This is a genomic window from Micromonospora sp. R77 (assembly GCF_022747945.1).
Classification (GTDB): Bacteria; Actinomycetota; Actinomycetes; order Mycobacteriales; family Micromonosporaceae; genus Micromonospora.
Genome location: NZ_JALDST010000001.1, coordinates 5,733,250 through 5,759,022, shown reverse-complemented (window position 1 = coordinate 5,759,022; position 25,773 = coordinate 5,733,250). Strand labels below are relative to the sequence as shown.

23 protein-coding genes and 1 tRNA gene are annotated in these 25,773 nt (G+C 74.2%); 8 read left to right on the top strand and 16 right to left on the bottom strand.

Annotated features, from left to right (window positions below; translation table 11 throughout):
• Window positions 1-11: 11 nt before the first annotated feature.
• Entirely contained in the window at window positions 12-911 is a 900-nt protein-coding gene (locus MRQ36_RS26705; RefSeq protein ID WP_242799478.1) for an alpha/beta hydrolase family protein, read from the bottom strand.
• Between the two features lie 29 nt (window positions 912-940).
• The gene (locus MRQ36_RS26700; protein ID WP_242799477.1) at window positions 941-1,153 is read right to left on the bottom strand and encodes a hypothetical protein; all 213 of its coding nucleotides are present in this window, start codon (window positions 1,151-1,153) and stop codon (window positions 941-943) included.
• A 189-nt stretch (window positions 1,154-1,342) separates the two neighbouring features.
• Here MRQ36_RS26700 and MRQ36_RS26695 point away from each other — a divergent pair, with 189 nt between their 5' ends.
• Entirely contained in the window at window positions 1,343-1,942 is a 600-nt protein-coding gene (locus tag MRQ36_RS26695) for a TetR/AcrR family transcriptional regulator (RefSeq protein ID WP_242799476.1), read from the top strand.
• Window positions 1,943-2,024: 82 nt separating this feature from the next.
• A complete protein-coding gene (locus MRQ36_RS26690; RefSeq protein WP_242799475.1) occupies window positions 2,025-3,515 on the top strand; it encodes an MFS transporter in 1,491 nt (496 codons plus the stop codon).
• 80 nt (window positions 3,516-3,595) lie between these two features.
• On the opposite strand, the gene MRQ36_RS34745 is transcribed toward MRQ36_RS26690, so the two are convergent.
• Window positions 3,596-4,351 (bottom strand): helix-turn-helix domain-containing protein, encoded by a 756-nt coding sequence (locus MRQ36_RS34745; protein WP_374250781.1) that lies wholly within the window; start codon window positions 4,349-4,351, stop codon window positions 3,596-3,598.
• 235 nt (window positions 4,352-4,586) lie between these two features.
• On the opposite strand from MRQ36_RS34745, the gene MRQ36_RS26670 reads away from it, so the two are divergent.
• Together MRQ36_RS26670 and MRQ36_RS26665 are read left to right on the top strand one after the other, a co-directional pair.
• Window positions 4,587-5,252: a DUF4097 family beta strand repeat-containing protein gene (locus tag MRQ36_RS26670; RefSeq protein ID WP_242799474.1), complete on the top strand. Its 666-nt coding sequence runs from the start codon at window positions 4,587-4,589 to the stop codon at window positions 5,250-5,252.
• Between the two features lie 115 nt (window positions 5,253-5,367).
• Window positions 5,368-6,207: an alpha/beta fold hydrolase gene (locus tag MRQ36_RS26665; RefSeq protein WP_242799473.1), complete on the top strand. Its 840-nt coding sequence runs from the start codon at window positions 5,368-5,370 to the stop codon at window positions 6,205-6,207.
• Window positions 6,208-6,217: 10 nt separating this feature from the next.
• Here the strand turns inward: MRQ36_RS26665 and MRQ36_RS26660 are convergent.
• Window positions 6,218-6,290: transfer RNA gene (locus tag MRQ36_RS26660), tRNA-Arg, on the bottom strand.
• A gap of 34 nt (window positions 6,291-6,324) precedes the next feature.
• Entirely contained in the window at window positions 6,325-7,524 is a 1,200-nt protein-coding gene (locus tag MRQ36_RS26655) for an RtcB family protein (RefSeq protein WP_242801409.1), read from the bottom strand.
• Window positions 7,525-7,994: 470 nt separating this feature from the next.
• Between MRQ36_RS26655 and MRQ36_RS26650 the strand changes: the two genes are divergently transcribed.
• Complete coding sequence (locus MRQ36_RS26650) at window positions 7,995-8,969, top strand: hypothetical protein (protein WP_242799471.1); 975 nt, start codon at window positions 7,995-7,997, stop codon at window positions 8,967-8,969.
• 103 nt (window positions 8,970-9,072) lie between these two features.
• Here the strand turns inward: MRQ36_RS26650 and MRQ36_RS26645 are convergent, their stop codons facing one another.
• Window positions 9,073-9,456, bottom strand: a complete 384-nt coding sequence (locus MRQ36_RS26645; protein WP_242799470.1) for a hypothetical protein — start codon at window positions 9,454-9,456, stop codon at window positions 9,073-9,075.
• Window positions 9,457-9,642: 186 nt separating this feature from the next.
• Between MRQ36_RS26645 and MRQ36_RS26640 the strand changes: the two genes are divergently transcribed.
• Window positions 9,643-10,428: an alpha/beta hydrolase gene (locus tag MRQ36_RS26640; protein WP_374250779.1), complete on the top strand. Its 786-nt coding sequence runs from the start codon at window positions 9,643-9,645 to the stop codon at window positions 10,426-10,428.
• Between the two features lie 24 nt (window positions 10,429-10,452).
• On the opposite strand, the gene MRQ36_RS26635 is transcribed toward MRQ36_RS26640, so the two are convergent.
• From MRQ36_RS26635 to MRQ36_RS26625, 3 genes are all read right to left on the bottom strand, one after another.
• Window positions 10,453-11,493: a zinc-dependent alcohol dehydrogenase family protein gene (locus MRQ36_RS26635; protein ID WP_242799469.1), complete on the bottom strand. Its 1,041-nt coding sequence runs from the start codon at window positions 11,491-11,493 to the stop codon at window positions 10,453-10,455.
• Window positions 11,490-12,791 (bottom strand): M20 family metallopeptidase, encoded by a 1,302-nt coding sequence (locus tag MRQ36_RS26630; protein ID WP_242799468.1) that lies wholly within the window; start codon window positions 12,789-12,791, stop codon window positions 11,490-11,492. Before MRQ36_RS26630 ends, MRQ36_RS26635 begins: the two co-directional genes overlap by 4 nt.
• Before the next feature lie 79 nt (window positions 12,792-12,870).
• Window positions 12,871-13,377 carry a DinB family protein gene (locus MRQ36_RS26625; protein ID WP_242799467.1) on the bottom strand — a complete coding sequence of 169 codons (507 nt, stop codon included), beginning with the start codon at window positions 13,375-13,377 and terminating at the stop codon, window positions 12,871-12,873.
• Window positions 13,378-13,490: 113 nt separating this feature from the next.
• On the opposite strand from MRQ36_RS26625, the gene MRQ36_RS26620 reads away from it, so the two are divergent.
• Window positions 13,491-14,528 (top strand): M4 family metallopeptidase, encoded by a 1,038-nt coding sequence (locus tag MRQ36_RS26620; protein WP_242799466.1) that lies wholly within the window; start codon window positions 13,491-13,493, stop codon window positions 14,526-14,528.
• A 37-nt stretch (window positions 14,529-14,565) separates the two neighbouring features.
• Here the strand turns inward: MRQ36_RS26620 and MRQ36_RS26615 are convergent, their stop codons facing one another.
• Together MRQ36_RS26615 and MRQ36_RS26610 are read right to left on the bottom strand one after the other, a co-directional pair.
• Window positions 14,566-15,351: a M15 family metallopeptidase gene (locus MRQ36_RS26615; RefSeq protein ID WP_242801405.1), complete on the bottom strand. Its 786-nt coding sequence runs from the start codon at window positions 15,349-15,351 to the stop codon at window positions 14,566-14,568.
• A gap of 115 nt (window positions 15,352-15,466) precedes the next feature.
• Window positions 15,467-16,741 (bottom strand): D-alanyl-D-alanine carboxypeptidase family protein, encoded by a 1,275-nt coding sequence (locus MRQ36_RS26610; protein ID WP_242799465.1) that lies wholly within the window; start codon window positions 16,739-16,741, stop codon window positions 15,467-15,469.
• 200 nt (window positions 16,742-16,941) lie between these two features.
• On the opposite strand from MRQ36_RS26610, the gene MRQ36_RS26605 reads away from it, so the two are divergent.
• Window positions 16,942-17,556 (top strand): HDIG domain-containing metalloprotein, encoded by a 615-nt coding sequence (locus tag MRQ36_RS26605; protein WP_242799463.1) that lies wholly within the window; start codon window positions 16,942-16,944, stop codon window positions 17,554-17,556.
• A 31-nt stretch (window positions 17,557-17,587) separates the two neighbouring features.
• Here the strand turns inward: MRQ36_RS26605 and MRQ36_RS26600 are convergent, their stop codons facing one another.
• The 5 genes from MRQ36_RS26600 to MRQ36_RS26580 all read right to left on the bottom strand — a co-directional run bounded on the left by MRQ36_RS26600 (window position 17,588) and on the right by MRQ36_RS26580 (window position 25,772).
• Entirely contained in the window at window positions 17,588-19,678 is a 2,091-nt protein-coding gene (locus MRQ36_RS26600; protein ID WP_242799462.1) for a copper resistance protein CopC, read from the bottom strand.
• Window positions 19,679-19,683: 5 nt separating this feature from the next.
• Window positions 19,684-20,151, bottom strand: a complete 468-nt coding sequence (locus MRQ36_RS26595; protein WP_242799461.1) for a hypothetical protein — start codon at window positions 20,149-20,151, stop codon at window positions 19,684-19,686.
• A 58-nt stretch (window positions 20,152-20,209) separates the two neighbouring features.
• Window positions 20,210-22,927 (bottom strand): multicopper oxidase domain-containing protein, encoded by a 2,718-nt coding sequence (locus tag MRQ36_RS26590; protein WP_242799460.1) that lies wholly within the window; start codon window positions 22,925-22,927, stop codon window positions 20,210-20,212.
• A 273-nt stretch (window positions 22,928-23,200) separates the two neighbouring features.
• Window positions 23,201-24,502, bottom strand: a complete 1,302-nt coding sequence (locus MRQ36_RS26585; RefSeq protein ID WP_242799459.1) for a multicopper oxidase domain-containing protein — start codon at window positions 24,500-24,502, stop codon at window positions 23,201-23,203.
• Window positions 24,503-24,515: 13 nt separating this feature from the next.
• On the bottom strand, window positions 24,516-25,772 hold the full coding sequence (locus MRQ36_RS26580; RefSeq protein WP_242799458.1) for a multicopper oxidase domain-containing protein: 1,257 nt from the start codon (window positions 25,770-25,772) through the stop codon (window positions 24,516-24,518).
• Between the last annotated feature and the right edge of the window lies 1 nt (window position 25,773).

Genomic DNA, 25,773 nt, shown 5'->3' with positions numbered 1-25,773 from the left:
GCGATCGCCGGTCAGTCGGCCAGGGCCGCGCTGATCGCCCGCACCTGAGCCGGTGCCACGGAGACCCAGTAGTCGGTGTCGTGGCAGCCGGTGCCGATCTCCACCATCGCCGGGTCGGGCAACCGATCGCGCAGCCTCCGGACGGCGGGGGCGAACGGGTCGGCCGCGCCGATCGCGATCCGCACCGGCCGGCCGGCCAGCTCGCGGGCCCGGGCGGTGACGTCGTAGCGGGCCCACTCGTCGGCGCTGTCGAACGCGCCGGCGTTGACCCGCTCCGCGTCGGCGTAGGAGTGGAACACCGCCGGGGAGGTGGCGACCACGGCCCGGAACCGGTCGGGGTGGGTGAGGGCGGCCAGCAGTGCGCCGTACCCGCCCATCGACCAGCCGGCCACGGCCACCCGGTCGGCGCCCAGGCCACGGGCGGCGAGCAGCGGCAGGAACTCGTCGACGAGCATGCCGAGCGGATCGTCACCGGCGTGCGGGTGCCAGTAGCCGTTGCCGCCGTCGGGCGCGGCGAGCGCGAACGGCGCCGCGCCGGCGGGCAGCGCCCCGGCGAGGAACTCCGGATAGCGGGCGGCGGTGACGGCGCTGCGGGCGTCCGCCGCGTACCCGTGCAGGGCCAGGCAGACCGGGAGCGGGGAGCCCGGGGCGTACCCCGGCGGGTAGGAGATGGCGAACCCGACCTCCCGGCGGCGCGCCGCGGAGCGGAAGCTGCCGGTGACCGGCGGCGGCGCGCGCGCGCGCGTGCGGCGGTGGGGCGTCGCACCGGCCCCGGGCGTGGTCGAGCACCGAACGGCCCGGTAGCACCTCCGCGTCGACCAGGGCGAGCCCGCCCGCGCCGAGACCGGCCATGCCGGCGACGGCGCCGAGGGAGGTGAGGAATCGACGGCGGGTGACCGGCATGCGATCACCGTAGCCGCCGGCCGTGGCGGCGGATGCCCTACCGGGAGCCGGGCGCCTCGTAGATCCAGGTCCCGGCCGCGCCGTCCGGGGCGCGTTCCGCCCGGTGGTACTCGTAGGTCTCCGCGGACTCGTGCGGCCCGTGGAGCCTCAGCTCGTACGACATCGGTGGATCGTCCGGATCCGGCACGTCCCAGTCCACGGTCTGTCCGTCGTACGGCCCGCCACGCAGGCGCAGGTTCACCTCGGCCACGCCCCGACGGTAGCGAAGTCGGGTGTCGAGCAGGTCCGGGATGCCCGCATTGCCCTCGCCGGTGAATCACCGGTGAACCTCAGCGGAACGGGTTCGTTCCGCCGTCCGCTGCGACGTGGCTCATATTTTATCCGTCGGAAGGTGTGAGACGGCTAGCCTCAGTACGACATCGTTTCGCTGGAGGTGGGAATGCGGGGAGAGCAGCGGGGCGGCCTCGACCAGGCCACCGCCGCCGACCGCAATCCGGAGCTGATGACCACCGTCATCGACCTGCTCCGCGAAGTCGGCTACGACCGGATGACCATCGACGCGGTCGCCGCCCGCGCCCGGGTCAGCAAAGCCACCATCTACCGCCACTGGCCGGGCAAGGCCGAGCTGGTCGCCGCCGCGCTGCGGCACCGGCACGTCGCCGTGCACACCCCCGCCGACACCGGCTCGCTCCGCGGCGACCTGATCGAACTGCTCCGCACCACCGCCGCCATCTGCATCGCCGACGGCGACCTCATGCAGGCGTTGACCTTCGCCATGCGGAGCAGTCCCGAGTTGGCCCACCTGATCCGGCAGCAGGTGATGCCCGCCGGTCAGGTCGGCAGTGTCGCCGTCGTGGTCCGCGCGGCGGCCCGGGGCGAGATCCCCGCCGAGGCCGGCGAGCGGCACCTCTTCCACGACCTCGCCCCGGCCATGGTGATGTCCCGCCTCCTGGCCCACGGCCTGCCCGTCGACGACGCGTTCCTCGTGCAGCTCGTCGACCAGGTCCTCCTCCCGGTGCTCCGGTACCGGTCCGACTGACCACCCCGGCGCCCGTCACGACGCGGGTGTCCCACCCGTCCACCGCAACGCCCCGGTTCTCGTCACCACGGAAGGCCCCTCCATGTCCGGAACCACCTCGACCCTGCCCGGCGCGTCCGACGCCGCGGCCCCGTCGACGCCACACCCGCGCCGCTGGCTGGCGCTGGCCGTCATCGCCATCTCCCAGCTGATGGTCGTCCTCGACGCGACGATCGTGAACATCGCCCTGCCGCAGGCCCAGGCCGACCTCGGCATCTCCGACGCCGACCGGCAGTGGGTGGTCACCGCCTACACGCTGACCTTCGGCGGTCTCCTCCTGCTCGGTGGCCGGATCGCCGACTACTGGGGCCGCAAGCGCACCTTCGGCGTCGGCATCGTCGGCTTCGCCCTCGCCTCCGCCATCGGCGGCCTCGCCCAGACCGGCGGGCTGCTGTTCGCCGCGCGGGCCCTGCAGGGCGCGTTCGGCGCGCTGCTCGCCCCGGCGGCGTTGGCCCTGCTCACCGTGCTGTTCACCGAGGCCCGGGAGCGGGCCAAGGCGTTCGCCGTGTACGGCGCCATCGCCGGCGGCGGCTCCGCCGTCGGGCTCGTGCTCGGCGGCGTGCTCACCGAGTACGCCGACTGGCGCTGGTGCCTGCTGGTGAACATCCCGATCGCCGCCGTCGCGCTGGTCGCCGCGATCCCGCTGGTGCCGGAGAGCCGCGCCCACGGCAACACCCGCTACGACATCCCCGGCGCCGTCGTCGTCACCGCCGGCCTGGTCTCCCTCGTGTACGGCTTCACCAAGGCGGCCGAGGACGGCTGGGACGCCGCCGCCACCATCGGTTTCATCGCCGCCGGGCTGGTGCTGCTCGCCGTCTTCGTGGTGATCGAGTTGCGCTCCAGCCACCCGCTGCTGCCGCTGCGTATCCTGCTGGACCGCAACCGGGGTGGCGCGTACCTGGCCTCGATGCTGATCGGCGCGGGACTCTTCGGCGCCTTCCTGTTCCTGACGTTCTACTTCCAGGTGGTGCTGCGCTACACGCCGGTCAAGGCCGGCCTGGCCTCGCTGCCGGTCACCCTGGGCGTCCTCGTCGCCGCCGGCGTGGCCAGTCAGCTGCTTCCCCGCCTCGGTGCGAAGCCGCTGATGGTGGCGGGTGCGGTGCTCGCCGCCGGGGCGATGCTCTCGCTGACCCGGATCGGTCTGGACACCTCGTTCGTCGCGCACCTGCTGCCCGCCCAGGTCGTCCTCGGCATGGGTCTGGGCTTCACCTTCGTGCCGCTGTCCAGCCTGGCCCTGGTCGGGGTGCCCGAGCACGACGCCGGGGCGGCCAGCGCCACGCTGAACGCCACCCAGCAGGTCGGCGGCTCGCTCGGCACCGCGCTGCTCAACACCATGTACACCAGCGCGGTCACCGCGTACCTGGTCGGCCGGGTGCCCGACCCGATCAACCAGGTGAAGGCGCTGGTGCACGGCTACACGGTGGCGTTCGCGTGGGGTGCGGGGCTGATCCTGCTCTCCGGCCTGGCCACCCTGCTGCTGATCAAGGTCCGCAAGGAGGACCTCTCCACGGCGGACGCCGTACACCTGGGCTGACGCCCCCACCGCACGCCCGATCGCCGGCCTCCCGTGACGGGGGCCGGCGATCGCGTATGGGCCGGCGTCGGAACCGGCGGCTAACCGTGGTCCGGCCCTGGTGCCGGGGTGGTGTGGTTCGAGGTCGTTCCCGGTGCGGTGTGGAGCACCTCGCGGGCCTGTTCGGCGGCGCGGACGATGCTCTCGCTGATGAAGTCGAGGAAGCGGGCGATGTTCTCCAGCCGGGTGGCGGCGGGGGTGTGCGGGCCGAGGATGGCGACGCCCCGGCGGGCGGTCTCGACGAGCTGGTCGTTGGCGCGGGCACTGGCGATCGTCGCCTGGTAGAAGAGTTCGTCGTCGACGACGTAGCGGTCGCGGCGGCGTTCGTCGCGTTCTCGACGGACGAGGCTCTGGCTCTCCAGGAAGGCGATCGCCTTGGAGATGGAGGCCGGGCTGACCTGGAGGCGCTGGACGAGGTGGGACGCGGTGACGCTGCCCGCGTCGGTGACGAACAGGCAGGTCAGCACTCGGGCCGTCATCTTGGGCAGGCCCGAGGCCATGAGGACGGTGGTGAGCGTCTCCTCGTACTCGGCGACGGCGTCGGCGTCGCGCCCGGGGGGCTGGGGGGACTGCGACCCTCGCGAGGAGGCGGGCCGGCGCCGGTGGGCGCGGCGTTCGGTGGCCCGGTGGGCAAGGTCGGCGCGGTAGGCGGTGGGACCGCCGTTGCGCATCACCTCGCGCGTGATCGTCGAGGTCGGCCGGTCGAGGCGTCGGGCGATCTCGGCGTAGGGGAGGCTGTCGGCCAACCCCAGCGCGATCTGCTGGCGGTCCTGCTGAGTGAGCCTGCCTCCCGGCATCGCGATCTCCTGTCCGCCGTCGTGGTGGTCCCGCACGCCCCACCATAGCGTTCACTTCCTACTTGTTGCAACGAGCACCCGGGCGGGCGTTGCATTAAAAGCAGAGTCGTTGCAACAATTTGGTCAGCTTGAGCTGCGCATATACATCTTCCGTGCAACAAGTTTGTTGTCTCGACATGGAAAGCAACGTAGCGTTTCTCGTGTCAGAAAGAGCAGACGAACACGGGAGAGCACGATGCAGACGTTCGACACCCCCGCCCCCATCACCGCCGCCCTGGACATCCCCGCCGGACGCGTCCAGTTCATCGCCGCCGACCGCGCCGACACCACCGTCGAGGTCCTGCCCGCCGATCCCGCCCGCAGCCGGGACGTCCGGACCGCCGAGCAGACCACCGTCGACTACACCGACGGCGTCCTGCGGATCCACACTTCCGGGTCGGGGAACCCGCTCATCGGCCCCTCCGGCTCCCTGGAGGTGACCGTCCAGCTGCCCACCGGCTCCCGCGTCGAGGCCCGGACCGCCAGCTCCGAGCTCCGCGGCGTCGGCCGCCTCGGCGACGTCGCCTTCGAGGGCGCGTACCGCCGGATCAAGATCGACGAAGCCGCGAGCGTCCGCCTCACCGCGATCGACGGCGACGTCGAGGTCGGCCGGCTCAACGGCCCCGCCGAGATCAGCACCGCCCGGGGCGACATCCGGATCACCGAGGCCGCACGCGGCACCGTCATCCTCCACACCCTGTCCGGCGACATCTCGGTCGGAGCGGCCACCGGCATCTCGGCCGCCCTGGACGCCGGCACCGGCCACGGCCGCGTCAGCAACGCCCTCCGGAACGACGGGACGGTCACTTTGGACATCCGCGCCACCACCGCCCACGGCGACATCACCGCGCGCAGCCTCTGACGGAACCGGCCCCGTCCGGGCGGGGCCACCGCCACCCCACATCCTGCCGGCCGTCGCCAGCGACGCGACCGAGTCCGTGACCTCGCACCACACCCCAACACGAACAGGCGGAAAGATGACGAAGAACAGCACCTCCTCGACCGGTTCGACGTGGACCGGCCTGGTGCCGGTCGACGACACGGCCCTGGCCGTCACCGACACCGGCGGCACCGGCATCCCCGTGGTCTATCTCAACGGCCAGTTCGCCACCCAGGGGTACTGGCGGCGGGTCATCGCCGAACTCGGGACGACGTGGCGGCACATCACGTACGACGAACGGGCCCGCGGCAGGTCGAAGCGCTCGGCGGACTACTCCTTCGAGGTGGCCGTCCGGGACGTCGACGCCGTTCTCGCGGCCCGGGGCGTGGACCGGGCGCTGCTGGTGGGCTGGTCCTACGGAGCGCTCGTCGCGGCGCACTGGGCCAGCCGGAATCCCGCCCGGACCCTGGGCGCGGTCCTGGTCGACGGTGCGTACCCGTACGACTGGCTCGACGAGGCCATGGAGCGGCGGATCCGGAAGCTGTTCCGGCGGATGAGCTGGTTCCTGCCCCTGCTGCGCCCGACCGGCCTGGCCCCCCGGATGACCGCCGAACAGCAGGCGGAGAGCAACATCGAGGTCGGCAGGCTCTCCCGCGAGCGCGAGCTCGGCCCCGTGCTGAACGGCATCACCGTCCCGGTGCGGTACGTGGTTGCCTCGGGGACGTCGTTCGGCAGCCGCGGCGATGAGCAGGAGCAGATCCGCGCCGGCCTCGACGCGGTGACCGCCCGCAACCCGCACATCGAGGTGAGCGCGAAGGTCGCCAGCAACCACGGTGCGATCCTGCGCAGGGACTTCCGGGCCGTCGCCGGGGCCGTACGCGAGGTCGCCACCCTCGACCACGGCGGTGCGGACCGCCGACAGGTACGGGAGTCGTGACCTCATGAGGTGCCCCGACCAGGATTCGAACCTGGGGTCTTCGGCTTCGTAGGCCGACGCTCTCTCCACTGAGCCACCGGGGCGTACGGTCGGCGCCCCCTCGGGCGCCGACCGGCCTCAACCCTTCACGCAGACCACCTGCTTGAGGTGCGCGACCACCTCGACCAGGTCGTCCTGCTGCGCCATCACCTCGGTGATGTCCTTGTACGCGCCGGGGATCTCGTCGACCACCCCGGCGTCCTTGCGGCACTCCACCCCGGCGGTCTGCGCCACCAGGTCGGCGGTGCTGTACGTCCGCTTCGCCTGCCCCCGCGACATCCGCCGCCCCGCCCCGTGCGACGCCGAGCAGTACGCGTCCGCGTTGCCCTTCCCGCGCACGATGTACGAGCCGGTGCCCATCGAACCGGGAATGATCCCCAGGTCCCCCCGGCCGGCCCGGATCGCGCCCTTGCGGGTCACCAGCACGTCCACCCCGTCGTACGTCTCCTCCGCCACGTAGTTGTGGTGGCACGAGATCGGCTCGCCGTACGCGACCTGCGGGAACGCGTCGCGGACGACGTTGCAGAGCACGGCGAGCATGACGGCCCGGTTGCGCCGCGCGTACTCCTGGGCCCACCACAGGTCCCGACGGTAGGCCGCCATCTCCGGGGTGCCGGCGAGGAAGACCGCGAGGTCCCGGTCGGGCAGGTCGACGTTGTGCGGCAGGTGCCGGGCGACCGCCATGTGCCGCTCGGCCAGCTCCTTGCCGATGTTGCGGGAGCCGGAGTGCAGCATCAGCCAGACCTGGCCGTCGTCGGGGCCGCCCTGCTCGAGGCAGACCTCGATGAAGTGGTTGCCGCCGCCGAGGGTGCCCAGCTGCCGCTGCGCCCGGTGCTCCAGCTGGGCGACCTTGCGGTCCAGCTCACCGAAGCGCTGCCAGAAGGCGTCCCAGCCGGCCTGCTCGAGGCCCCGGACCCGACGCGGGTCGACCGGGTCGTCCCGCTTGGCGAAGCCGACCGGGATGGCCGCCTCGATCGCCGAGCGCAGCGGGGCCAGGTCGTCGGGCAGGTCCGCCGCGGTGAGCGAGGTCCGGACCGCGGACATGCCGCAGCCGATGTCCACGCCGACGGCGGCCGGCGAGACGGCCTGCCGCATGGCGATCACCGAACCGACCGTGGCGCCCTTGCCGAAGTGCACGTCCGGCATGACGGCGACGCCCTGCACCCAGGGCAGCGCGCCGATGTTGCGCAGCTGCTTCGCCGCCTGCGCCTCGATCGTGTACGGGTCGGTCCAGACCCGTACCGGGGCACGGGTGCCGGCGAGCGGGGTGAAGCCCATCGTGGTCTCCTCGGGATGGTGGGTCATGTCGAGCAGGGGCGGCACAAGTCGAACCGGCGATCGTCGGGTGTGGAATCCGGTGCTCTGCCGGGCTGAGCTCTGCCCCCGTGGGTGACGAAAAAGCCGCCCGGTCCCTGGTGCGGGGCGGGCGGCTGCGCGTGTCGCGCCGGCGCTAGTCGCGCCGCCGTCCGTCCTGCCACCGCTGCCGCCGATAGCGGGCCGGGTTTCGCTCGCCGGTGGGCAGCACGGCACCACCGCGCGGCACGGGCCGCTCGGCTTCGGTGCGGAGGTGCTGCGGCACGACGTACTCCCCTGGGTTGATCCGGTCTGCGGTGCCCCATGAAGGTAGGTCGACCGCGCAACCACCGCAATGGATATTCGGCCGCCCGGCCGGACCGGCCGCGGCGGCAATCCGGTTGTCCGACCAGGGTACGCGGGCGGATCATGGTCGGCATGGCGCAGGAGCGGGCGTGAGATCGCCGCTGCAGGGTGGGCTGCCGCCGACGGAGGCGCCGGTCGGCGCGGTGGTGGAGATCGCCTGCGACGAGTCCGGCTTCTCGGGCACCAACCTGCTGCACTCGACCGCCCCGGTGATCACCCACGCGAGCGTCGACCTGGACCGGGACGAGGCCGCCGCGCTGATCACCGCCCTGCGCGCCACGTTCCGGTTCGCCCCGGACGAGTTGAAGTCCGGGCAGTTCCTGCGTCGCCCCGACGCGGCCGCGGCGGTGCAGTGGTTCCGCACGGCGCTGACCGGTCGCGCCCACGTCCACCTGGTCGACAAGGAGTTCTTCCTCGTCACCCGGATCGTCGACCTGTTCCTGACCGAGCCGTCGTACGCGGCCGGCACCCGGCTGGCGCACCGGCACCGGCCGGCCGCGCTCGCCCTGCACCGGGCCGGACGGGCCGTCGGCAGCGACTGGGACGACTTCCTGGCCGCCTTCGTCGACCTGGTCCGGACGAAACGCCGGCAGCCCGGCCGCCAGAACGTGCAGCGGTTCTTCCAGGCGCGGGACGCCCTGCTGCGACACGCACTCGCCGCGCCGGCCGTCGCCCTCCTCGACGGGCTCGACCCGGCCCGCGTACGGGCCGTGGTCACCCGGCTCGACAACGAGGACCGGTCGATCCCGCCACCGCTGGAACCGCTGCTGCCGGCGCTGGCGGAGACGGTGCTGTCGTGGAGCGGCGGCCGGCGGCAGGTGCTGGTGACGCACGACGAGCAGAGCGCCCTCACGGCCGACCGGCTGACCCGCCTGCAGCGGGCGCTGGCCGACGACGCCGACCGGACCGGCGGCCTGCCGGCCGGCGTGTCACCGCTGGCCGGGTTGGTGGTGGTCGACTCCCGCGACGATCCGCGCGTCCAGGTCGCGGACCTGCTCGCCGGGGTGGCCCGGCGGCTGCCCGGCATCGTCGACGACACGTTGCTCCCGCCGCGCCGCGGGTGACCGACCCGACGGGTGACGGCGGATCAGGGCGGCTCGAGTGGCTCCAGGACGCCGAGCACGCCGCCGTGCGGGGTCGCGGCGGTCACCTGGCAGCAGCGCCGACCTAGCGCGCCTGGACGACCCGCATCTGCTCCATGAAGCAGAACAACGTGGTGATCTCGTCGAGCGTCGCGCCGCCGCGCCACGCGTCGGCCACCTGCGCGACCTGGAGCAGGTCGGTGGCGTCGCCGCGCGCCTGGACCTCGCCGTCGACCCGCAGGTCGAGCATGAAGTAGCGGGCCTGGGCACCCAGCCCGACGCAGACCGTCCCCCGCTCCGAGATCAGCTCGGCGCAGGTGAAGCGGCTGCGCCCCTGCTCGGGAGCGGACACCCGGCCGACGTCGAGCCCGTGCCGGGCGGCGGTCTCGGCGAGCGCAGACGCGAGCCCACCCCGTTCCACCAGGTCCGGGTAGAGGCGTACACCCAGCGCCGCGGACACGTCGCTCATGACTGACTCCCACTTCTTCGTGACAGAACCAGCAACGCGCAGGTTACGGGGACGTAACCGGGACGCGCCTGGCCATCCTGTCCCTCCTGGACGCCGGAGGCAATAGGAACCGTCGATCCTGCTCTGCCGCTCGCCCGTCCGGGGGACGCCCTGGACGGCCGCTCCGGGCGGGTAGCATCCACGACCGTGGCGCGGATCCGCTGTGACTTCTTCTCCGAGGCGCTGGGCATGGGCACGTCGATGACGGTGCTGCTGCCGGACCGGACGCCGGCCGGGATCGGCGTGGCCGGCGCCGCCGCCGACGGCGACCCGCCGGTGCTCTACCTGCTGCACGGCCTCACCGACGACGACACCGCCTGGACCCGGCGCACCGCGATCGAGCGGTACGTCGCGCCGCTCGGGCTGGCCGTGGTGATGCCGCAGGGCGGCCGGAGCTTCTACAGCGACGAGGCGCACGGCAACCGCTACTGGACCTTCCTCAGCGAGGAGCTGCCCGAGGTGTGCCGGACCTTCTTCCGGCTCTCCCAGCGGCGCGAGGACACCTTCGTGGCCGGCCTCTCCATGGGTGGCTACGGGGCGATGAAGTGGGCGCTGCGCGACCCGGGCCGGTTCGCGGCGGCGGCCAGCCTCTCCGGCGCGCTGGACATGGCCCGGCGGCGGGAGCACCCGACCCGCCCGACGAACCCGGACGTCATGCACACCGTGTGGGGCGACCGGGCGGTGTCGGGCACCGACGACGACACGATCGCGCTGCTGGAACGCGCCGGCGACGACCTGCCGGCCCTTTACGTCGCCTGCGGCACCGAGGACCACCTCTACGAGGACAACACCCGTTTCGTGGCGACCGCCCGGGAGCGGGGCGTGCCGCTGACCGTGGACTTCTCCCCCGGCGACCACGACTGGGCGTACTGGGACGCGAAGATCCGGGACGTGCTGGCCTGGTTGCCGCTGCGCCGGGGCGACGCGGGCTGACCGCCGCCCCGACGCTCGGCCCGGTCAGCCGCGGGTCAACACGACCTTGAGGGCACCCGTCTGCGCCGGGCGGGCGAAGACGTCGTACGCCTCGAGGATCTGGTCGAGGGTGAACCGGTGGGTCACCATCTGCGCCGTGTCCAGCTGGCCGGCGACCAGCAGGTCCAGCAGCTTCGGCGTGGTCCGGGTGTCGACCAGGCCGGTGGTGACGGTGACGTCGCGGATCCACAGCTGCTCCAGGTGCAGGGTGGCCGGCTTGCCGTGCACGCCGATGTTGGCCACCCGGCCGCCGGGGCGGACCAGCGTGGTGCAGAGTTCGAAGGTGGCCGGCGTGCCGACCGCCTCGATCACCACGTCCGCGCCGAGCCCGTCGGTGAGCCGGTGGACCGCCGCCAGTGGGTCGCCGTCGGCGAGCACGGTGACGTCCGCACCGAACTGCTTCGCCGCGTCGAGCCGGCTCTGCGCCTTGTCGACGACCACGATGTGGGTCGGCGAGTAGAGCTTCGCGGTGAGGATCGCGGCGAGCCCGATCGGGCCGGCCCCGACGACCACCACGGTGTCACCGGGGCGGACCTGACCGTTGAGCACGCCGACCTCGTACGAGGTGGGCAGGATGTCGGCGAGCAGCACGGCCGCCTCGTCGGTGACCGACGCCGGCAGCTGGTACGTCGACAGGTCGGCGAACGGGATGCGGGCGTACTCGGCCTGGACGCCGTCGACGGTGTGACCGAGGATCCAGCCACCACCGCCGAGGCACTGACCGTAGACGCCCTCGCGGCAGAAGCGGCAGACCCCGCACGCGGAGATGCAGGAGGCGAGCACCCGGTCGCCGATCTTCAGGTTGGCCACCCCGTCACCGATCGCGGTCACCGTGCCGACCGCCTCGTGGCCCAGCACCCGACCGGGCTGGACCTCGGGCACGTCACCGCCGAGGATGTGCAGGTCGGTGCCGCAGATGGTCACCGCGTCGACCCGGATCACCGCGTCCCGGGGGTGGCTGATCGTCGGATCGGGGACCTCGGTCCAGGTCTTCTCGCCGGGCCCGCCGTACACGAGTGCCTTCATGGCTCCTCCTCACGCCGTTCTCCCACCCCACGTTGCTCGGTGGGAGGGGCGGCGGTCAGGGCCGGAGGGCCCGTCCCCCGGGACCTGGGTCCCGCAGCTGCGCCGCGTGGGGTGAGCGCCAGCGCGGCCAGGGCGGCGACCCCGGCGGTCAGCGCGGCCTCGTCGAGTCGCATCCCGGCCGAGTGCACCGGCGCGACGGGACCGGCCGCCGGCCGGGTGCCCAGCAGCAGCATCGCGCCGGGCATCCGGTGCAGCAGGTAGGCGAAGTCCTCGCTGGCCGGCACCGGGGTGGGCAGCTCGTGCACCCGGTCGGCGCCGAGCACCCCGGCGATCGCGTCCCGCGCCCAACGGGCCTCGGCCGGGTCGTTGACGGTCGGCGGATAACCCGGGTCGATCCGCACCTCGGCGGTGCATCCGTGGGCCGTGGCGACCCCGGTGGCGACCGTCGTGAGCGCCTCCGCGACCCGGCTGCGGACCGGGTCGCTGAAGGTGCGGATGGTGCCCTCCGCGGTCGCCGTGTCCGGGATGATGCCGGCGCCGGAGGTTCCCGCGTCGAGCCGGTTGACGGTCACCACGACCGGGTCGAAGACGTCGAACTGGCGGGTCACCATCTGCTGCACGGCCAGCACCACGGCGCAGAGCACCGGCACCGGGTCGGCGCCCAGGTGGGGTAGGGCCACGTGGCCGCCGCTGCCGCGGATGGTCACGGTCAGCCGGTCGGCGCCGGCCAGCAGGGAGCCGGGCCGGGTGGCGACCGTCCCGGACGGCAGCGCCGGCAGCTGGTGCAGCGCGTACGCGCGGGACGCGGCGAACGCACCGTCGAGCAGGCCGTCGGCCAGCACGGTACGACAGCCGTCGTGCCCCTCCTCGCCGGGCTGGAACATGAGGATCACGTCGCCGGGTGGACCCGGCCGAGTATCGGCGATCAGGAGGGCGGCCTCCACCAGCATGGCGGTGTGCGCGTCGTGACCGCAGGCGTGCATCACGCCGTCGACCTGCGAGGCGTACGGCAGGCCGGTGCGCTCGGTCAGCGGCAACGCGTCCATGTCGGCGCGGAGCAGCACCGGCGGCGCCTCCCCGCGTCCGGGCAGCCGGGCGACCACGGCGGTGGAGGTGGTGCCGGTGCGCAGCTCCAGGCCGAGCGGGCGCAGGGCGTCGAGCACGACCTGCTGGGTGCGCGGCAGCCGCAGCCCCAGCTCGGGATGCCGGTGCAGTCGCCGGTACAGCTCGGTCAGCGGGGTCCGGCGGCGCTCCGCGCGGTCGAGCAGCCCGGGGTGTGCGGTGGTCGGCTGCGCCATCCCCCGAGGATCGACCGGGCCACCGGACCGGTCAAGCCGCCGGGCGGCGCAGCGGCGTCGTCCTTCCGACACCCGCCGGTCAGACGCCGACGCTGCCGTCGATCGCCTCGCGGAGGAAGTCGGCGTGGCCGTTGTGCCGGGCGTACTCGTGCATCATGTGCAGCATCACCAGGCGCAGCGAGACGTCCTCGCCCCAGCGGACCTGGTGGCCGGTGACGTCCAGCGACTCGGCCTCCCGCTCGATGCGGCGGGCGTGCGCCACCTCCCGCTGCCATGCCTCGAACGCCTCGGCGCGGCTCGCGCCGGCGGCGTCGTACGCCTCCTGGTAGTCGCCGGTCGCCGACCAGACCAGCGGGACGTCCTCGCCGGCGATGACCCGGCGGAACCACGCGCGCTCCACCTCGGCCATGTGCCGCACCAGGCCGAGCAGCGACAGCGTCGACGGTGGCGACGACCGTCGGCGCAGCTCCTCGTCGGTGAGGCCCGCGCACTTCCCGGCCAGGGTGGCGCGGTGGAAGTCGAGGAAGGCGCGCAGCGTCTCCCGCTCCCCCGCCCGCAGGGGCGGGCCGATCCGTTCGGTCTCCACGATGCGTCCTTCCGGGTCCGACGGGTCGGCGGCCGACCGGCCCGTCGAAGGTTGGCAGGGATCGAGCAGGAGCCTAGTCTCGGCGCACCGATCCACCCTCGAAGGGATCATGAATGCACCTCCATCTCCGACGTTCCGCGCTGGTCGCCTCGGCGGTCACCGCGGCGCTGGTCGCCGGCGGCACGACCGTCCAGGCGGCCGGCGACCCGTACGGCCGCACCGCCGCCGCCACGGTCTTCGCCCCCAACCCGGTGCAGCAGCTCGGCGACCAGAGCCTGACCGACCAGAAGGACGCCGACTACCCGGCGCTGGCCGGGGCGTACCGGTCGGTGCTGCTGACCGACCTGGACGGCTCCGGCACCCTCACCGGCCGGTACGTGGCGGTCAAGAGCAAGACCGGCACGCCGGCCCGGGCGGTCAACGGCAACTTCCCCGCCTGGCACCGGGACGCCGACCAGTTTGAGCAGGTGATGGGCTACCACTGGGTGACCACCGCCCAGGGCTACCTCCAGTCGCTGGGCTTCGGCAGCACCCTGCGTCCGGTCAACCAGCGGCAGATCGAGCTGCGCATCGACCAGTACGGCGGCGACAACTCGTTCTTCCGCGACGACAAGGCCAACATCACCCTGGGCAAGGGCGGGGTGGACGACGCCGAGGACGCCGAGGTGATCGTCCACGAGTACGGCCACTCGGTGCAGGACGGTCAGGTGCCCGGCTTCGGCACCAACGCCGAGTCCGGCGCCATCGGCGAGGCGTTCGGCGACTACCTGGCGGTCGCGGTGACCAGCTGGGCCACCGGCACGCCGACGAAGACCCCGGAGGCCTGCGTGGCCGACTGGGACTCGGTCGCCTACACGCGTACCGTCCCGCACTGCCTGCGCCGGCTCGACGGCACCAAGGTCTACCCGGCCGACGTGGTGGGTGAGGTGCACGCCGACGGCGAGATCTGGTCCCGCGCCCTGTGGGACATCCGGACCAGCCTCGGCGACCGCAGGGCCAGCACGCTGATCGTGGAGGCGCAGTTCGACTTCGCCCCGGACACCTCGTTCCGGGACGCGGCGCTGGCCACGGTCGCCGCCGCGCAGCGGCTCTACGGCACTCAGGCCGCCACCGCGACGCGCGCCGCGTTCGCCGCCCGCGGCATCCTCTGACGCCGCCGGTGGGCGCCGCCTCCCGGTGGGGCGGCGCTCACCGCAGCGACGACCGGGCCACCGGGAAGTCGAACCACGTCGCCGGGTACGGCTCGGCGGTGAAGCGGTAGTGCCACCACTCCCGGGGATAGTTCTCGAACCCCTGCACCGTCATCAGCCGCTTCAGCAGCGCCCGGTTCTCCCGGGGGGTCCCGGTGATCCGGGGGTCGACGGTGTGGGCGCGTGGGTCGAAGCAGTCGAAGCCGGTGCCCATGTCGACCGAGTTGTCGCCGAAGCGCCGACCGGCCGGCGCGGTGCAGGCGACCAGCGGCTGCCCCGGCACGTACGTGGCCTGGTCGGGCGGCGCGGCGGGCACCAGGGTCAGGTCGACGGTGCTGCCCCGGCTGTGCGCGGTCGGCGCACCCAGGTAGCCGTCGGCGAAGAGGCGCGACTTGGCCACGTCGGGATAGAACTCGGCCTTCATCTGCTGCTGGTCCGGTTGCCTGCCCCAGGCGACGAAGTCGTCGACGGCCCGCTGCGGGCGGTAGCAGTCGTACACCTTCAGGCCGCGGCCCTCGGCGAGCGCGGCGGACTGGACCCGGCGCAGCGCCTCGGCCGCCGCCCGGGTGAGCAGGCAGAGCGGTTCGGTGTAGCCGGCGACGGGCCGACCGACGAAGTTGTGCGCGGTGGCGTACCGGATGTCGGCGCGGATGCGCGGATCGACGTCGGTGAGCACGACGAAGTCCGCCGGGGCGCGCGGCCCGGTGGCGGTCGGCGTCGGCGGGCGCGGCGGAGGCCGCTGGCAGCCGGCGACCGCGACGGCCACCACGACCAGCGCCCCCAGGCTCCGGCCGACGGCACGTCGGGCGGCATCCGACGGCCTGCTCCGGCTGCTCACGCTGCTTGTCTACCGGACGGAGCCGGGCGAGGGCAGGCCTTCGCGCACACCGGCCCGGCGGCTACCAGCCTCGACCGGTGCCGCCGGTGCGGGCCCGGACGGCGTGCCGCCGTCGGCGGGCCACCAGCACCGCTCCCCCGGCCACCAGCAGCGCACCCACCCCGAGCGCCGGCGCGGGCCCGGACCACGGTGACGGGTCGGCGGTCGGCGCACCGCGCAGCCGCTCCCCACCGGCGAGGGCCGACGCCGGCACGGACGGCGACGGGCTGGCGCCGGTCAGCTCGCCGGGGCGGACCAGCCGGCCGACGGCGGCGTCGCCGGGCAGCGAGAATCCCCAGTCGAGCAGGGCCGCGCCCTGCTGCCAGCCGCGCTGGGTGGGGATCTCCGCGCCGAGCAGGGTCACCAGCAGCCGCCGGCCGTTGCGCTGCGCCGCGCCCACGTAGGTGTGCCGGGCCAGGTCGGTGAAGCCGGTCTTGCCGCCCAGCGCACCCGGGTAGTGGTCGAGGAGCTGGTTGTCGTTCTGGATCTGGAAGGGCTTCTCGCGCAGCGCCGGCTGCCCGGGGATCTCGGCGGTCCGGGTCGCGGTGTACCGGCGGAACGCCGGCTCGGCGAAGCAGGCCCGGGCGATCAGCGCCAGGTCGTACGCGCTGGTGAACTGGCCGGGCCCGTCCAGCCCGGACGGGGTCACCGCGTGGGTCTGGAGGGCGCCGAGCTGGCGGGCCTCCTCGTTCATCGCCCGGATCCCACCGGCCTGGCCGTCCGGGCCGCCGCCCAGCCGGGCCAGCGCGTTGGCCGCCTCGTTGCCGGACTTGAGCAGCAGGCCCAGCCAGATCGTCTCGATCCGGTACCGGCCGCCCTCGGCGAGCCCCACGGCGGAGCTGCCCGGCTCGATGGCCAGGTCCTCCGCCGTCATGGTGACCTCCCGCTGCGGGTCCAGCCGGGGCAGCATGGTGGCCGCCAGGAGCAGCTTCTGCACGCTGGCCGGCACACCGTACTCGTGCAGGCCGCAGCCGCCCAGCACCGCGCCGCTGTCCAGGTCGGCGACCACCCACGAGGTGGCGGTGACGGCCGGCGGCGCGGCGACCGCGGGCGGCACCACCAGGCCTGCGGTGGCCAGGGCGGCCCCGCCGACGGCCCGCGCGGCCGGGTCGGCCGGCGGTGGGGGCTGCGGCGGGCGGGTCGCCGGCGCGGGCACGTTCGGGCAGGGCGGCGCACCGGCCGGCAGACCGGCCCGGCCGCCGCGCACCGCCGTCCGACCGACCGCGACGGCCGCCGTGGGCAGGTTCAGCGCGGGTACGAGCAGGGCGGTGGCCAGCGCGGCGGGCAGGACTCTCATGCCCCCGGACGGTAGCCACGCCGCCACGATCGGGTCGCCTGCTCCGCCATTCGCGTCCGGCGGACCGGCCGGGCCGGTAGATTGTCCGGCCGGTTCGCCACGGATGAGATGATCCTCGGATACCCGGGGTGTTCCTTCTCCGGAAGACACGTCGTCGACGGATGGGTTGGTGTCGTGGCGCAGCGGAGCAGGGCAGCGTCGTGACGGTCGATAGCGCGCTGGTGATCCCGACCGACGAGCAGATCCGGGCGCTGCACGAACGGTTCGCGCCCACCGAGGAAGCCTTCACGCTCGTCTACACCCACTGCCTGATCGTCTGCGCCGTGGCGGAGCAGTTGCTCGACCGGCACCCACCGACCCTGGACGTCGATCTGGTGCGGGCGGGCAGTCTCCTGCACGACATCGGTGTCTACCGCCTGTACGGGGCGGCGGGGAAGCTCGACCAGAAGAACTACATCCGGCACGGGGTGCTCGGGCATGCGTTACTGCGTGACCTCGGCCTCCCCGAGCGGGTGGGCAGATTCTGTTCCCACCACACCGGGGTCGGGCTCACCCGCGAGGACGTGCTGCGGCAGTGCCTGCCGCTCCCGGTGGACGACTACACGGCCGACACCCCCGAAGAGCAGTTGGTGCTGTACGCGGACAAGTTCCACAGCAAGACCACCCCGCCCACGTTCCTCACCACGGCGTCCTATGCCGCGGGCGTGCGGCGCTTCGGCGCGGACAAGGTGGCCCGGTTCGCGGCGCTGGTGGAGAGGTTCGGGGAGCCGGACCTTCTCCCCCTGTCCCGCCACTACCGGCAGCCCTTGACCTGAGCCGTTCGGCGACGGCTGCCCACGGCCGGGGTCAGGGCCCAGCCCGGATGCCTCCGGTGACGGCCAGCCCGTCGACCGGCTGGTCGGGGTCGTCGTCCGGGACGCCACCGACCGGCCGCTCCGGGGTCGGCGCGGCATCGGCGATTCGGTGGCGCCACCGCCGGCCCACCACGGCCACCACGGCCACCCCGACCAGGGTCAGCAGCAGGGCCGCCCGGTCGAGCACTGGTCGCAGCGGCGCGGCCGAGACGCGGACGGCGGGACCGGTGGGGTCGGCGGCGGGCACCAGCCACGGGTGGGTGTCGGTGACCGGGGGCAGCCCGTCGCGCAGCACGGTCACCCCGACCCGCCAGTCGCCCGGGGTACGGATGTCGTCGACCGTGGCCACCCAGCCGTCGGCGGTACGGGTCACCGGGTGCACGGCGCGCGCCCCGTTCGGGCCGGTGAGCAGCAGCGACACCCCGGTCACCGGGCCGGGTGCCGGCCGGCGGGTGTCGCCGACCGAGATGCTGACGATGTTGCGGCCCGGCCGGTTGGGGCGTACGGCGACGGTGTCGACGAGGTCGGCGACCTGACCGCTGACCTGCGGCTCGGCCCGGGCGGCGGCGGCCGTCGGGAAGGCGGGACCGCGACCGGGGCCGGCGGCGGCGAGCGCCCCGGCCAGGCCCAGCGCCACGGCCAGCAGGCCGGCCTCGACGAGCAGCCCCCGGCGGGGCAGGTCGGCGCGGCGCAGCCGGCGGGCGGTCCGCAGGCCGAGCAGCCCGGCCGCCCCGGCCACCGCCACCTTCCCCAGCAGCAGCAGCCCGTACGGCGAGCCGAGCAGCGCGTCCACGGTGGCCACCTGGGGGCCGGTGAGCAGCAGTCCGGTGAGCACGAGCAGGGTGAGGCAGCCGGCGGCGAGGACGGCGAAGGCGCGCAGCAGGGCGCGTACCTGGTCGGACCGGTCGGGGGTGCGGCGGATCAGCGGCAGCAGGGCGAGCGCGGCGGCGAGGACCGCGCCGGCCCAGGCTCCGGCCGCCAGCACGTGGATCCCGCCGACCAGGGCGGTCCGCGACGCGCCGCCCATCGGATGGCCGAGCAGCGGTCCCCACGGCGGCGGCCACCGCGCCGAGCACGCCGACGACGACGGTCGCGGACCCGCTCCGGGCCGGGCCGACCCGGTCCGGCCCGGCAGCGCCTGCGGGCTGTCGGCGGCAGGACCGGCCGGGCCCGTCGCGCTGTCGGTGGGCGGAGCGGTCGGGCGCGCCACCGGTCGGGATCGGTGGGCGGCGAGGGCCACCACGGTGAGCAGCGTGGCCGTCCCGGCCTCGCGCAACAGCCAGCGCCCGCTGGTGAGCTGGTCGGCCAGCAGCCGCCACCGCGCACCGTCCGCCCCGGCGAGTTGGATGGCCAGTTGCAGCGGCGCGGCCAGCAACGCCACCGCCCCCGCGTATCCGGCGACCACGAGCAACCGTCGACGGACCGCGCTGGATCTTGGAGAGTTGCCGTTGGTGCCGAACGGGCTCTGTCCAGGATCGCCGAGGGTTTGTGCGCGGTGCGGAGATGGGGCGGGGCGGCGGCGGGTGGCGAGGGTGGGCAGGGTGGTGTGCAGCAGGGCGAGGGCGGCACCGCCGAGGAGGACGGCGAGGCCGAGCAGGCCGAGCGCCCGGGCGATGGTCTCCCGGGGGCCGGGGCCGACCGGACCGCTGGTGCCGGCGGCGGTGACCTGCCGGCCCACCCCGAAGACCAGGGTGCCGCTGGTGGTGTGCAGGTCGTCGGTGGAGAGCGTCCGCCAGGTGACGTGGTAGGTGTTCGGCGGCAGCGCGGGCAGGCCGGCGACCAGGGTCACCGGCTCCTCGCTGTCGGCGTCCGGCGCGGCCGGTGCACCGTCCGCGTCGCGCAGCGCCAGCCCGGTGACCGCCCAGTGCCGGCCGTCGCCGTCGACCAGGGCGATCCGGGCGGCGGCGAGCTCCACGTGCTCGGTGAAGGAGAGACTGATGGTTTCCGGTGCGGCGTCCAGCACGGCCCCGTCGGCGGGCGCGCTGGCGGCCAGGTAGGCGTGGGCCTGGGCGGGCGTCGACCCGACCGGCACGGTCAGCCCGGCGAGGGCGACGACGGCGAGGACGCGGAGCAGCCGGCGCACCACGTTCACCGCACCGGTACGTGGGCCAGCCGGCGCGGCCCCGAGGTGATCTCGATCTGGTCGCCCCGCTTGATGGCGCTGTCGGCGTTCAGGTAGAGCAGGTAGTAGCTCTGCCCGGGGCGCAGCTCGTGCCCCTGCTTCATCAGCGCCGCGCGCCAGGCCAGTTTGCCGGAGCGCTCGTTGCGCAGCCGGGGTGGGTGCTTCGTGTCGTTCTGGAAGGCCGACGCCTTCTGGGTGTCCAGCACGACATACCGCAGCTCCACCAGGCCACCGTCGCCGACCACGGCGGCCTGGGTGAAGCGGACGCCGAGGGTGGCCTCCAGTTGGCCGTCGTGCGGGACGGCATAGCCCTGCCGCGCCGAGGCGTCGCCGCCGAAGCGGACGATCGAGACCGCGACCAGCGCCAGGACGAGCAGCAGGAGCACGGCCCGGCCGAGGTGGCGGCGCGGGATGCGGGACGGGATCGCGACCATCGTCTGGACTCCTCGTGGACGGTGGGGCCGGGCCGGTCGCCCGGCCCCACGTGCGGCGTCAGGGTGCGGTGTAGCGGGTGGAGGCGTAGGTGTCGAAGCTCAGCGAGCCGCTGGTGGTGGCGGTCCGGGCCACCAGGCCCAGCGCCGCCGACTCGACCAGGTAGCCGCTGGTGTCGCCGGTCAGCGTGCCGACCGTGACCGTGCCGACCTTCAGGGTCGCGGCGCCCGCGGTGGCCGAGGACCAGTCGACCCGCACGGTCCCGCCGGCGGCCGCCACCCACCCGGTGTACGCCCACCCGGCCGGCCGCAGCAGCCCCAACCGGAACTGGTTGACGCCGTTGCTCCGCCGGTACTGGACCACCGCTAGCGGGCTGCCGGCGGCATTACGGAGCTGGTAGACGGTGACCGTGGCGGTCTGCGGGTTGATCGTGCCGAGGGTGAGGTCGAACTTCGCGTGGAGACTGGTGTCGGCGGCCGGGGTGGCGTCCACGACGTAGCCGACCGTGCCGGCGACCAGTTGGCCGGAGCCGGCCGACACCGTGCCGACCACCTGTGACCAGGCGCTGGTGCCGGCGGTGAAGGCGTCGGCGAAGATGGCGTTCGGCGGGTCCACGGTGACCGTCACCGTGCCGGGGGCGCCCCAGGTGCCGAGCGCGTCGCGGGCCCGTACCCGCAGGGTGTGGCTGCCCCGGCTGAACCCGTTGAGGGCGACGGTGGCCGACAGGGCCGTCCCGCTGACCGTCATCGGGTGGCCGTGGCCGGCGCCCGGGTCGGTGCCCTCGTACCACTCGGCGGCGGTGACCGCCGACAGCGCGTCGGTGGCGGTGGCGCTCAGGGTGAGCGAGGCCGCCCGCGCCGTCGGGTTCGGGGTGGCGGTGACGGCGCTGGTCACCGGGCCGGTGCGGTCCAGGGTGAAGGTGACCGCGGCGAGCGGCCCCCAGTTGCCGGCGGAGTCCCGGGCGTGCACCAGCACCTGGTGGACGCCGTCGGCACGCCCGGTCAGCTCGCTCAGCGGCAGCAGCCCGTAGGTGTTCTCGGTGACGCCGTTGAAGGAGCCGTCGAGCGCCACGAAGGTGAACCCGGTGCCGTCGGCGCCGCCGGTGTCGAGGAAGCCCTCCGCCCCGGCGATCACCGAGTGCGCGCCGCCGCCCGTCGGGTCGGTGAACGCGGCGTTGATCCGCAGGTCCGTCGGGTCCGAGGTGGAGCCGGTGCTGCCGTTGGTGACGGCGGGCTGCACCGCGCCGGAGAGCAGGGTCGGCACGGTCCGGTCGACCACCAGGTCGGCGGCGGCGTACGGGCCCCAGAGGTCGAACGAGTCCCGGGTGTGCACGAGGACGGTGTGCCGCCCCTCGGCCAGTGCGGCGACCACCACGGCGGGCAGGGTGCCGGACTCGGCGGTGACCGCCGCGCCGGGGCTGTCCAGGGTGAGCGGGGTGCCCGTGCCGGTGGTTCCGGCGCTGTCCACGAAGTACTCCGCGCCGGTGACGGTGCCGCCGAGGCCGCTGTCGTCGCCGGAGGCGGAGAGGGTGACGTCGCCGGTGCCGGCGGTCGGGTTCGGGGTGAGGGTCACCGCGGTGGTGGCCGCGCCGGTGACGGCGAGGGTGAGGGTGGTGCTGCCGACGACGCCCCAGTTGCCGGCGACGTCGTGGCCCCGGACGTAGATGGTGTGCCGGCCCTGGCTGAGGGTGGTGAGCAGCTCGGCGGGGAGGGCGGCGGTGGCGGCGGTGACCGTCGCCCCGGTGCCGAACGCGGCGGAGCCGAACGGCACCCCGGTGCCCTCGGCGACCCGCAGGTCGTCGACGACCGCCTCGGCCCGGTCGACCACCGCGTTGCCGTTGCGGGCGTCGGTGAAGTCGGCGGTGACGGTCACCGCGTCCCGCACGCTGGCCGGGTTCGGGGCGGCCCGGACGTTGGCCGCGGTCGGGCCGACGTGGTCGCCGCTGACCGGTGGCGGGTTGGTGTCGAGGAAGGTGAGCATGCCGCCGAACGCCTGCTGCGGGCTGACCCCGGTGACGGTGGTGCCGTAGCGCTGGCCGGCGTTGTTGAGCTGCCCGCCGGACTCGAACAGCGCGAACCGTCGCCCGTCCGGGCCGGTCGGCACGGTCACCACCGCGTCGACGGCCTGGCCGGGTTGCAGCGGCACGGTGACCGCCGCCTCCGGGTACGCGGCCGGCCGGGCGTCCTGGCCGATCACGGACTGGTCGAGCCCGAGCAGGGTCATCGGGTGCGGCTGCAGCCCGGCGGCCACGTATCGCAGCAGCACCTTCCGGCCGACGTCGGTGGCGACCACGTCGGTCTCCGGGAACGCCTTGCCGTTGATCAGGCGGTACTTCGGGGCGTACCGGCGCAGGTCGAAGGTGAGCGGGGCGGCGTTGAACGCCGGGTCGACCTCGGTGAGCACCAGCAGCGCCTCGTCGTCGTAGACCGAGGCGGCGTCGCCGTACCCGCTGGGCCGGCCGCCGACGGCGGGGGCGCGGACGACCAGCCCGCCGACCAGGCCCATCGCGACCTGCCGGGCGCCCTGGGCGGTGTGGCCGGCCTCGTAGAGGTAGGTGCCGGGGCGGGAGGCGGTGAAGGTGTAGGCGCGGGTGCCGCCGGGGGCCGCGCCGGCCCGGTCCGGGGCCAGCCCGGTGACCGCCGGGAACGCCAGCGCCAGGTCGTCGGCGAGTCCGTTGTGCACGGTCACGGTGACCCGGTCGCCCTGGTCGACCACCAGCACCGGACCGGGCACGGTGGCCGGGGCGGCGTCGGTCGACGCGAAGCCCCAGATCGGCACCGGGGCAGCGGCGCCGGGCAGCACGACCGAGCCGGGCTTCGCCCAGAGGTCGCAGGTGGCCGTACCGTCGGCGAGCTGGCAGCCGGTCTGCGGCAGCGCCCCTGCGGCGGGCCGGCGGGCCGGCGACGGTGGCCGCCGCCGGGCCGGCCGGCGCCGCGGCGACCGGGGCCGCGGCCCGCGCCGGGGCCGGGCCGAGCGCCAGCAGCGCCGCCGCGAACCCGGCGACGAGCCGGGGTGTACGGGTCAGAGTCATCGTCGCCCTCCCCTGCCTGGTCATGCCGGGCACCCGGCGGGCGGGTCGATGCGGATCAGCGTCATCATGCCGCCGAAGCTCGCCCCGTAGTTGGTGGCCTGTTCCAGCGCGTGGCTGTGCGCCACGTGGTAGTACTCGCCGCACTCGTTGTTCTGCACCACGCCCGGCGGCAGCTCACCGGGGGCGCCGCCGAGGTAGGGGTTCTCCGCGAACCAGGTCTCCGGGCCCGGCCCGACGATCTGGTCCTGCAACGACGGCAGCGGCACCGGGATCGGGTTGGCGTCCGCGTCCCAGTGCTCGGCGTCCTTCCAGATCATCAGCGTGTCCACGGTCTGCCCGGGGGCGACGTCGATGAGGAAGTTGGAGAAGGAGAGGTCCTGCCCGCCGGGGCCCTGCGCGGGCCGCCCGTCGCGGGCGATCAGCTGCTCGTCGCTGCCGTGCGGGTGGAACGGGTAGGCGACCGAGCCGGCGTTGAGATAGCGGATCAGCGCCGGTTTCGCGTTGCCCACCGGGTCGTACGGGCGGATGTGGATCAGCGCCCCGTACGGCTGCGCGGGCAGCCAGTCGGCGTGGTTCGGCGCGATGGTGTCCGGCATGCTGCGCCCGTTGATGGTGAAGTACCGGGCCCGGTACCTCGTGAAGTCGTAGGCCCGTTTCCGTTCGACGGCCAGGTGCAGGTCCGGGTCGATCTCACCGAGCAGGTAGAGGTATTCGTGGCCCGGGTCGAACGCGGAGTCGGCCCGGTCGTTCTCCCGGTCGGGGTGCCCGGCCGGGCGGACCACCAGCGCCCCGTACAGCCCCATCTGCACCTGCTTCTGCGGGTCGGTGCCGGACTGGTAGAGGTAGGTGCCGGGCGGCCCGGCGGTGAACGTGTACGTCACCGCGCCGGTGCCGGCCGCCGCCGTGGTGGTCAGCGAGGTGAGGTTGCCGGCGTCGTCCGCCTCCGGCTGGGCGGGCTGCCCGCCGGCGAGCACCTGCACCTGGCCGGGGAAGGTGATCGAGGTGGGCTCCGGCAGGGTGTTGTGCAGCACGACGGTGACCTTCACCCCGCTGTCGACGCAGAGGGTGGGGCCGGGCAGCTGGAACGCGCCGCCGCGGGCGGCGTAGCTCCACATGTAGATGGTGTTCCCGTCCGGCATGGCCGCGTAGCCGCCGGTGGCGGTGAGGTCGAACGCGTTGTCGCCGGAGCTGAGGCACTCCAGGCCGGCCGGCGGGCTGGCCGCCACCTCGTGCGGGTCGGGCACGACGAGCACGGCGACGATGGCGGCGACGAGCGGCACCGCGCTCAGCCGCCGCCACCGGCCACGGTCTCCACGAAGCATCGTTACCCCCATCTCAGCTGTTGGCCCGGGTCTGCGCCGGCAGGGTGCCGGGCGGCGAGACGCGGATCTCGGTCAACTGGCCGCCCCGCCCGGCGCCGGCGTTCGCCAGCGACGTCAGGTCGCGGTCGTAGAGCAGGTAGGTGCCGGCGTCCGGCGCGGTGAAGATGACGTCCCGGCTCTCCCCCGGTCCGATCTGGATGGTGCTGGTGACCTGGTACTCGGCGCTGCCGTCCCGGCCGCGCAGCAGCGCCGCGTCCTTGCCGACCACCAGCAGGTCGATGCCGTCCACGGTGAGGGTGTGGTTCTGGTAGCCGAGGTTCGCCAGTCGCAGCAGCACCCGCTCGCCCGCGTTGGCGGTGATCAGGGAGGAGATCGGCTGGTAGCGCAGCCGTCCGGCGGCGGGGCTGAGCGGGTCGCCGGGCGGGGCGAGGGTGTCCGGGTAGCAGCGGCCGTTGAAGGCGAAGAAGGACGGCTGGTAGTCGGTCCAGTCGGTGGTCTGGATGTGCGCGTCCCGGTAGTGCGCCTCCGCCCACACCTCGGTCAGCATGAGGGCGAACTCGCGGTCGTAGCGGGTGGAGCCGTCGCCGTCGTTGTACGCGTACCGGCCGGGGGGCACGTCGGCGGTGCCGGCGTTCTGGGTGGGCCGGACGTAGACGATGCCGGTCATCCCCATCTGCACGTGTTCGACGTCCTCGAAGTGGCAGTGGTACATGTAGGTGCCGGCGTCGTGCGGCCGGAAGAAGTAGGTGAAGTCGCGGCCGATCGGCACCGACATGGACAGCTCCGGCACCCCGTCGAAGAGCGGGATGGCGTTGCGGAAGCCGTGCCAGTGCACGGTGTGCCCGTCGACCAGGTCGGGACGGACCGACAGCCCGAGGTTGGTCAGCGTGATCCGGATGTCGGTCTCCTGGTCGAAGCCGAGCAGCGGGGCGCTGACCTGCGCCTTGCCCCGCTGGGCGGTGACCTCGGTGGGGGTGAGACCGGTGACGTCGCGGAAGCCGAAGACGTACAGGTCGGTGCCGGGCGGGGCGAGCGGGTCGGGCCAGAACGGGCTGATCGGCGGTGCGCCCTGCGGCATCGAGACCCAGCCGTCGGTGGCGGCCAGGTGCACGCTCGCGGTCGGGTTCGGCACCGCCCGGGGCAGCACCGCCGCCGGGCGGCGCGGCTGCGCGTCCGAGCCGCTCTCCGGCAGGACCGCCCAGGCGCCCAGGCCGGTGAGGCCGGCCAGCAGGGCACGCCGGCTGATGCTCCGCCGTACGGGATCGGTCACG

Coding starts and splice junctions, on each gene's coding strand:
- MRQ36_RS26620 (WP_242799466.1), top strand. CDS start 13,491: ATGCACCTCCATCTCCGACGTTCCGCGCTGGTCGCCTCGGCGGTCACC.
- MRQ36_RS26610 (WP_242799465.1), bottom strand. CDS start 16,741: ATGAGAGTCCTGCCCGCCGCGCTGGCCACCGCCCTGCTCGTACCCGCG.
- MRQ36_RS26655 (WP_242801409.1), bottom strand. CDS start 7,524: ATGGGCTTCACCCCGCTCGCCGGCACCCGTGCCCCGGTACGGGTCTGG.
- MRQ36_RS26670 (WP_242799474.1), top strand. CDS start 4,587: ATGCAGACGTTCGACACCCCCGCCCCCATCACCGCCGCCCTGGACATC.
- MRQ36_RS26585 (WP_242799459.1), bottom strand. CDS start 24,502: ATGCTTCGTGGAGACCGTGGCCGGTGGCGGCGGCTGAGCGCGGTGCCG.
- MRQ36_RS26645 (WP_242799470.1), bottom strand. CDS start 9,456: ATGAGCGACGTGTCCGCGGCGCTGGGTGTACGCCTCTACCCGGACCTG.
- MRQ36_RS26630 (WP_242799468.1), bottom strand. CDS start 12,791: ATGGCGCAGCCGACCACCGCACACCCCGGGCTGCTCGACCGCGCGGAG.
- MRQ36_RS34745 (WP_374250781.1), bottom strand. CDS start 4,351: ATGCCGGGAGGCAGGCTCACTCAGCAGGACCGCCAGCAGATCGCGCTG.
- MRQ36_RS26695 (WP_242799476.1), top strand. CDS start 1,343: ATGCGGGGAGAGCAGCGGGGCGGCCTCGACCAGGCCACCGCCGCCGAC.
- MRQ36_RS26635 (WP_242799469.1), bottom strand. CDS start 11,493: ATGAAGGCACTCGTGTACGGCGGGCCCGGCGAGAAGACCTGGACCGAG.
- MRQ36_RS26690 (WP_242799475.1), top strand. CDS start 2,025: ATGTCCGGAACCACCTCGACCCTGCCCGGCGCGTCCGACGCCGCGGCC.
- MRQ36_RS26665 (WP_242799473.1), top strand. CDS start 5,368: ATGACGAAGAACAGCACCTCCTCGACCGGTTCGACGTGGACCGGCCTG.
- MRQ36_RS26595 (WP_242799461.1), bottom strand. CDS start 20,151: ATGGTCGCGATCCCGTCCCGCATCCCGCGCCGCCACCTCGGCCGGGCC.